We start from the raw sequence: 6,080 nt of genomic DNA, 5'->3' as shown, positions 1-6,080 counted from the left end.
CCCGGTGCGGTGAGAGTCGCACGCCGGGTTCGGAGAGCGGTCCGGGGAAACGGACCGGGAGCAATCCCGGCACCGCGCCCCGGGCCGACTCACCACCCCGATCGGCCGAGTGCCTCACCGCGCCGCAGACCGGTTCCCAGGATCACCTCGAACAGGTCCCCCAGCTGGTCCGCGTAAGTCCGGGCATTGTGGCGAAGGAACGCGGCGGCCTGCAGCGGGGTCCAGCACAGGCGCTCGGGGGCAGCCGGCCGTGCCACGATTGCGCGCCGGGCCGGGTTGTAGGTGAGGCGCTTGCCGCGCACGGCCTGGCCGAGCGCGCTGCGCAGGATGGCGCCGGCCCGGTAGACGGCGACGGGCCCGCGCCCGGCGGCGAGCTGGTCGGTGCTCCACTTCTCGATGTGCCGGGCTTTCAGGTCGACCAGCCGGATCCGCCCGAAGGCGGGCAGCAGGTCCTTGTGGACGTACGCGTGGTAGTTCGCGTAGGTGGAGGCTTTGAGGGTCTTCTCCTTCAACGCGAGCCACTCGAGCAGATAGCCGCCTACGGTGATCTTCGGGTCCTCGAACACCCCGATACGCTCTGCGGCCAGCACGAGCTCCAGCGCGTGCCGCGCGTCCTGTTCCGAGCGGTAGCCGCTGCGGCGGCGGGTCTTGCGTCCCTCCTCCGAAGACGGCAGGTCCACCGCGCACGCCCAACTCCCGTGTGCTGCTTCGGTTCGCAGCGCCGGACATGCGGCTCCCAACTGCCGTCGGCTCTCGTCGCGGCAGCCACAGCGGCGGTAGACACGGCCACGGGTGGGACATGTGCTCATCGAGTTCTCCCCGCGTCAGGTGATCCTGGTGAGACAAGTGCCCACCATCCACCGGCTCATGAGCAGAAGGGGACCGGCGCGCGAAGCACGGAGCGGCCTCCAGCGCGTCAATGGCGATCGTGCTGGGGGAGCGACATCGCTGTCTGCTTCAGAGCGCCGGTTTGATCCGCCGAGACGTCTGATTCCGCCCCGCCGAGCTGACACGATCGGGTCTACGTCGGAGAGCCGGCATCGCGATTGGTGGCCGACCGGACGGCGTCCCCTGCCCCGGTCGGATCGCCCTTCCCGTGCCCGGATGGGCGGCCGTCTCGGCCTTGGACAGGTTCCACGTCCGGGTGATCGGCTGCGACCACCATGCAATCACCAAGGTGGAACTGGGGTCTGACCTGCGGCCCGCGGTGGGAGCTCGCACCTGGGACACGCCCCACTCGCGTACCGGCGCCGGGTGCAGTGGCGTTGCCCGGGACCTCTCGGGTCAGGGCGCCAGGTCCCGGCGGAGCAGCAGCGGGACCGCTGCGCCGAGACCGGCGGCTCCGACGGTCAGCAGGACGGCGAACGACCCCCAGGTGAGGGTGCCGTGGGCGAGCGCGTCGCCGGGTGTGTAGTAGTGGAACGGGCTCAGGTACCTCAGTGGTGCGGCCGGGTGCCAGGCCATGGCGATGAAGTTGACGGCGAAGCCCACCGCGCCGACGGCGATGGTCGCGCCGATCACCTGAGCCTTGCGCCGTCCGGCGGCCGACACGGCCAGAGCCGGACCGGTCAGGCAGGCCGTGAACGCGAGGCCCATCAGTCCGGCGGCAAACACGCCGCGCAGCGCGACGGCGTGGTGGAGGTCGGGCGAGAGTGCGACGCCGCCCGCGACGGTCAGGACGGCGGCGGTGTTGAGGGCCAGGGATGCGACGAACACGGCCGCGGCCCGTTCGCCCAGCAGCCGAAGCCGGGACACCGGGCGGACCATCAGGAGTTCGACGGTGCCCGACTCGACATCGGCCGCGACGGCGGCGGCCGTGAGCGATCCGATGGCCGTCAGCTGCATCGCGATCCAGAACGGGTGCACCAGGCCCGCGCCGAGAAGACCGGCGTAGCTCGCGATGGACACATCGCCCGTCGAACCGGAGAACGCCTGCAACGCCTCCGGTGCGGCATGCCCACCGCCGGCGAACATCTGGACGGGCGGCACCGCCCGGATGACCAGCACCATCAAGGCCTCGAACACCACCATGCCCGTAGCGAGCATGGCCAGCATCCGCCGGCGCCGGTGCAGGGCCAGCCAGAACAGGGGGAACCGGTCTCTCATGACCGCGCCTCCACTTCGCCGACCGGCCGGCGGTACAGGTCGAGGAACGCCTCGTCCAGCCCGGCCTCCTCCACCGAGAGATCCACCACCGGCAGCTGCGCCAGGAGTCGGCGCAGCTCCGCCACCAACTCCTCGGGCGGTATGAGCAGCTGGACCTCAGCGCCGTGCCAGCGCGGCGACCACCGCTTGGCGCGCCCCAGGGCACGGGCGCCGTGCCCGTCCGCGAACACCAGCCGCACCCGCCGGGCCCGCTCCTCCCGCAGGGCCGACACCCCCTGGACGGCCACCAGCTTCCCCGCCCGCACGATCGCCACCCGGCCGCAGGACCGCTGGACCTCCGGCAGGACATGGCTGGACAGCAGCACGGTGCGCCCGGCCGCAGCGGCCTCGCCCAGCAAGGCGGAGAACTCCTCCTGCACCAGCGGGTCCAGACCCTCGGTGGGCTCGTCCAGCACCACCAGCTCCGGATCGTGCTGGAGCGCCTGCACCAGCCCCAGCTTCTGCTTCATACCGCGCGAGTACTCCCGTACCGGGCGGGCCAGATCGGTGGGCGTCAGCGCGAGCCGCTCGCACAGCTGCGCGCGGCGCGCGGTCGCAGCGCCCTGAAGGTCTCCGAGCAGTCGCAGCGTCTGCGCGCCGGTCAGCTCCGGGTACAGCCGCAACTCGCCCGGCAGGTAGCCCAGGCGCGGGGCGAGTCGGCGGTGATCGGCCACCGGGTCGAGCCCCAGCGCCCTGACCCTGCCGCCGCTGGGCCGTAGCAGCCCCACCAGGCAGCGGATGGTGGTGGTCTTCCCGGCGCCGTTGGGGCCGAGGAAGCCGAACACCTCGCCCCGCCGGACGGTCAGGTCCAGTCGGTCGACGCCGACCTTGTGCCCGTAGTTCTTGGTCAGTGCGGCCAGCTCGATCGCCGGCCCGTCGTGGTCCATCCGCTACCTCCCACGTCATGCGCGAACACCGCGCCCGCCGCACGGTCGTTCTGGACTGGTGCAGCCGTACGCGATGACGGTGACCTACTCGCACGGGTCGGCGGCAGGGCCTGTTGGTCCCGGTTATGAGGCGATCGGTCCCCTCGTGTCCCCAGGGCGTTGCGAGGAGCGGATCTGAGGGTCGTCCTGGCGGGCGTGGACCTGACGGTCCTTGGGAGAGGGTGGTGATCTTGTCCAGCACGGCGCCCATGACGGGCAGGGTCGCGCGGATCACGACAGCCGATTCGGCGCAGAGCATCGGCAACTCCAGGAGGGGAGACGAGTGGGCGGACGTCCTGGACCCGCAGACGCGCTCCGTCTGGTGCGTCATCGTCACCGGGATCGCCACGCTCGTCACCGACCCCAAGGAACAGCGGTGCTGCCGAGAGCTGCTGAATCCGTGGTTCGGCGGTGGGACGGAGCACGTCGTGCGGACCAGCGCCGACGTGGTGACCGGCTACCGCATCGGCTGACCATGGCGACCGGGGACCTTCGGCCTTGAGCGAGAGCACCTCCTGACCCCAGCGGACACCTGGCCGAGGCGGTGGGATGAAGACAGCGCGGTTCCGGTGGACACCGGAATCGCCTTCGTCACCGTCAGAAGGGCAGGATCATCATGAAGGCCGCCGTCGTCCGCGATTTCGCCGCACCGCTGGTCGTCGAGGACCGCCCCGTCCCGACGCCGGGGCCGCACCAGGTCCGGGTCCGGATCGAGGCCTCCGGCCTCTGCCACACCGACATCCACGCGGCCCACGGCGACTGGCCGGTCAAGCCCAGCCCGCCGTTCGTCCCCGGGCATGAGGGCGTCGGCATCGTCGAGGCGGCCGGTGACCAGGTTCGGCACGTCCGGGTGGGCGAGCGGGTCGCCATCGCCTGGCTCGCGGACGCCTGCGGGCGCTGCGACCAGTGCGTCTCCGGCTGGGAGACGCTCTGCCTCCAGCAGCACAACAGCGGCTACTCGGTGGACGGCGCCTACGCCGAGTACGCGCTCGCGCACGGCGACTACGTCGTCCCCGTCCCCGACGGCATCGACCCGCTGGACGCGGCGCCGCTGTCCTGCGCGGGCGTCACCACCTACAAGGCGCTCAAGGTCTCCGGTGCCCGCCCCGGCACCCGGGTCCTGGTCTCGGGCATCGGCGGCCTCGGCCACCTGGCCCTCCAGTACGCCCGGATCTTCGGCGCCGAGACCATCGCTGTCGACGTCACCGACGACAAACTCGCGCTCGCCCGCGACCTCGGCGCCGACCATGTGATCGACGCCCGCACTCAGGACGTCGCGGCCGAGGTCCAGGCGCTCGGCGGAGCGCACGCGGCCATCGCGCTCGCCGTCAGCAACGCCTCCTTCCAGGCCGCCTACGGCGCCCTGCGGCGCGGCGGCACGCTCGTGCTGGTGGCACTGCCGGCCGGCGGGAGGCTCGAACTCCCGGTGTTCGACACGGTGTTGAACGGCACCAAGGTGATCGGCTCGATCGTCGGCACCCGCGAGGACCTCACCGAAGTCTTCCGCCTCCACGCCCTCGGCCGCACCCGCGTCATCCGCGAGACCCGGCGGCTGGACGAGGTGAACGCCTGCTTCGACGAGGTGCTGGCCGGCAACGTCTCCGCCCGCCTGGTCTTCGACCTGCGCGGCTGAGCTCCGGGCCGCTCCCACAACCCTGCTCGACAGAACACGAAAGGGAACAACATGGACAGGATGACGGCACAGCGGCGGATCGTGGTGGGTGTCGACGGATCGGCGTCCTCCCGTGCCGCTCTGCGGTGGGCGGCACGGCAGGCCGCCCTGGTCGGCGCCACGGTCGAGGCGGTGATCACCTGGGAGTACCCGACCGTCTACGGCTGGGGTGTGCCCGTGGCCGGCGTGGCCGACGTGGAGGTCGCCGCGTACGCCGGAAAGACGCTCGCCGAGGTTGTCGCACAGGAGATGGGCCCGCAGTGCCCGGTCGAGGTACGCGAGCGGGTGGAATGCGGCAACGCCGCCCAGGTCCTGTTGAAGGTCGCCGACGGTGCCGAACTCCTGGTCCTCGGTAACCGTGGTCACGGGGGCTTCGCCGGGGCGCTGCTCGGCTCGGTCAGCCAGCACTGCGTCCAGCACGCCTCCTGCCCGGTCGTCGTCGTCCGGGGCACCGGGCACGAGCACGCCGAGCATGCGCACGGGCCGGCCGCCGGCCGGTGACCCGCACCCGCGGCCGACAGGAGCTCAAGCCGATGTACCAGTCCCTCGCGCCGTCCGGCCCCGCGGACACGGCGGCCGACCGGCAGGACGAGGACGTCGGGATGCCCGCTCGCCAGGCCGCCACTCAGGACGCCGACCACGTGCTCGCCGCATGGGCAGTACCCGCGCCGGGAGCCGTGGACGAGGGCTGTGCCAGGCAGGACTTCTTCGCGACCGAGGAGGCCTTCGACGAGCTGACCGACGCGCTGAGGCTGGCTCGCGAGAATGGGGTCGCGGCTCCGAAGGACGGCGTCGCGAGCCTGGAGGACAGGGGCGCGAGCTGAGCGGCGGCCGAGGGCAAGGACTTGGGACGGGTGTCGTGCTGCGGCCGGCTCACCGTGGTGGCGAGCCGGCGGTTTGCTTCCGGTTCCCGTCAAAGGTCGGCCAGGGCCGGGGTCAGGCCTTCTTGACCACGCTGGACTTGAGTTGCATGGCGCCGAAGCCCTCGATGCGGCAGTCGATGTCGTGGCCGTCGACGCCGTCGACCAGGCGGATGTTGCGGACCTTGGTGCCCGCCTTGATGCCGGAGACGCTGCCCTTGACCTTGAGCGCCTTGACGACCGTCACGGTGTCGCCGTCGTTCAGCACGTTGCCGACCGCGTCCTTGATGACCCGCTCGCCGGCGCCGGCCGACGCGGCGGAGTCGCCCTCGGCGGGCACCCACTCGTGGCCGCACTCCGGGCAGACCATGAGGGCGTTCATCTCATAGGTGTACTCGCTGGAGCACTGCGGGCACGGGGGGAGGTTGTCGCTCATGTGTTCAGGATATCCAGTCGTGGTGGGGCGTTTTCCGTGGT

Annotated in this window: 8 protein-coding genes; 4 read left to right on the top strand and 4 right to left on the bottom strand. The window is 71.6% G+C overall.

From position 1 onward, the window contains the following. Positions 1–89 precede the first annotated feature (89 nt). The 3 genes from ACZ3YL_RS04145 to ACZ3YL_RS04135 all read right to left on the bottom strand — a co-directional run bounded on the left by ACZ3YL_RS04145 (position 90) and on the right by ACZ3YL_RS04135 (position 3,032). A complete protein-coding gene (locus ACZ3YL_RS04145) occupies positions 90–680 on the bottom strand; it encodes a site-specific integrase (RefSeq protein ID WP_465655226.1) in 591 nt (196 codons plus the stop codon). Between the two features lie 604 nt (positions 681–1,284). Next, on the bottom strand, positions 1,285–2,106 hold the full coding sequence (locus tag ACZ3YL_RS04140) for an ABC-2 transporter permease (protein ID WP_465655224.1): 822 nt from the start codon (positions 2,104–2,106) through the stop codon (positions 1,285–1,287). After that, positions 2,103–3,032, bottom strand: coding sequence for an ABC transporter ATP-binding protein (locus ACZ3YL_RS04135; RefSeq protein WP_465655222.1), 930 nt, complete (start codon positions 3,030–3,032; stop codon positions 2,103–2,105). The genes ACZ3YL_RS04140 and ACZ3YL_RS04135 overlap by 4 nt, the downstream gene beginning before the upstream one ends. A 248-nt stretch (positions 3,033–3,280) precedes the next feature. On the opposite strand from ACZ3YL_RS04135, the gene ACZ3YL_RS04130 reads away from it, so the two are divergent. The 4 genes from ACZ3YL_RS04130 (at position 3,281) to ACZ3YL_RS04115 (ending at position 5,567) form a co-directional block, all read left to right on the top strand. After that, positions 3,281–3,544, top strand: a complete 264-nt coding sequence (locus tag ACZ3YL_RS04130; protein ID WP_188302062.1) for a hypothetical protein — start codon at positions 3,281–3,283, stop codon at positions 3,542–3,544. A gap of 143 nt (positions 3,545–3,687) precedes the next feature. Further along, positions 3,688–4,704, top strand: a complete 1,017-nt coding sequence (gene adhP, locus ACZ3YL_RS04125) for an alcohol dehydrogenase AdhP (RefSeq protein WP_188302061.1) — start codon at positions 3,688–3,690, stop codon at positions 4,702–4,704. A 60-nt stretch (positions 4,705–4,764) separates the two neighbouring features. After that, a complete protein-coding gene (locus tag ACZ3YL_RS04120) occupies positions 4,765–5,244 on the top strand; it encodes a universal stress protein (RefSeq protein ID WP_317620837.1) in 480 nt (159 codons plus the stop codon). 32 nt (positions 5,245–5,276) lie between these two features. Continuing rightward, on the top strand, positions 5,277–5,567 hold the full coding sequence (locus ACZ3YL_RS04115; RefSeq protein ID WP_188302059.1) for a hypothetical protein: 291 nt from the start codon (positions 5,277–5,279) through the stop codon (positions 5,565–5,567). A 112-nt stretch (positions 5,568–5,679) separates the two neighbouring features. Here ACZ3YL_RS04115 and ACZ3YL_RS04110 read toward each other — a convergent pair whose 3' ends face one another. Next, positions 5,680–6,039 carry a zinc ribbon domain-containing protein YjdM gene (locus ACZ3YL_RS04110; RefSeq protein ID WP_188302058.1) on the bottom strand — a complete coding sequence of 120 codons (360 nt, stop codon included), beginning with the start codon at positions 6,037–6,039 and terminating at the stop codon, positions 5,680–5,682. Positions 6,040–6,080 lie beyond the last annotated feature (41 nt).

It is taken from the genome of Kitasatospora sp. NPDC023176 (assembly GCF_055560495.1).
Note: the sequence above shows the minus strand (reverse complement) of the source record. Positions and strands in the feature narration are given on the sequence as shown.

What these genes read in the sequence shown, in the direction of transcription:
- ACZ3YL_RS04140 (WP_465655224.1), bottom strand. Translation starts at nt 2,106, where the DNA reads ATGAGAGACCGGTTCCCCCTGTTCTGGCTGGCCCTGCACCGGCGCCGG.
- ACZ3YL_RS04135 (WP_465655222.1), bottom strand. Translation starts at nt 3,032, where the DNA reads ATGGACCACGACGGGCCGGCGATCGAGCTGGCCGCACTGACCAAGAAC.
- ACZ3YL_RS04130 (WP_188302062.1), top strand. Translation starts at nt 3,281, where the DNA reads ATGACGGGCAGGGTCGCGCGGATCACGACAGCCGATTCGGCGCAGAGC.
- adhP (WP_188302061.1), top strand. Translation starts at nt 3,688, where the DNA reads ATGAAGGCCGCCGTCGTCCGCGATTTCGCCGCACCGCTGGTCGTCGAG.
- ACZ3YL_RS04120 (WP_317620837.1), top strand. Translation starts at nt 4,765, where the DNA reads ATGACGGCACAGCGGCGGATCGTGGTGGGTGTCGACGGATCGGCGTCC.
- ACZ3YL_RS04115 (WP_188302059.1), top strand. Translation starts at nt 5,277, where the DNA reads ATGTACCAGTCCCTCGCGCCGTCCGGCCCCGCGGACACGGCGGCCGAC.
- ACZ3YL_RS04110 (WP_188302058.1), bottom strand. Translation starts at nt 6,039, where the DNA reads ATGAGCGACAACCTCCCCCCGTGCCCGCAGTGCTCCAGCGAGTACACC.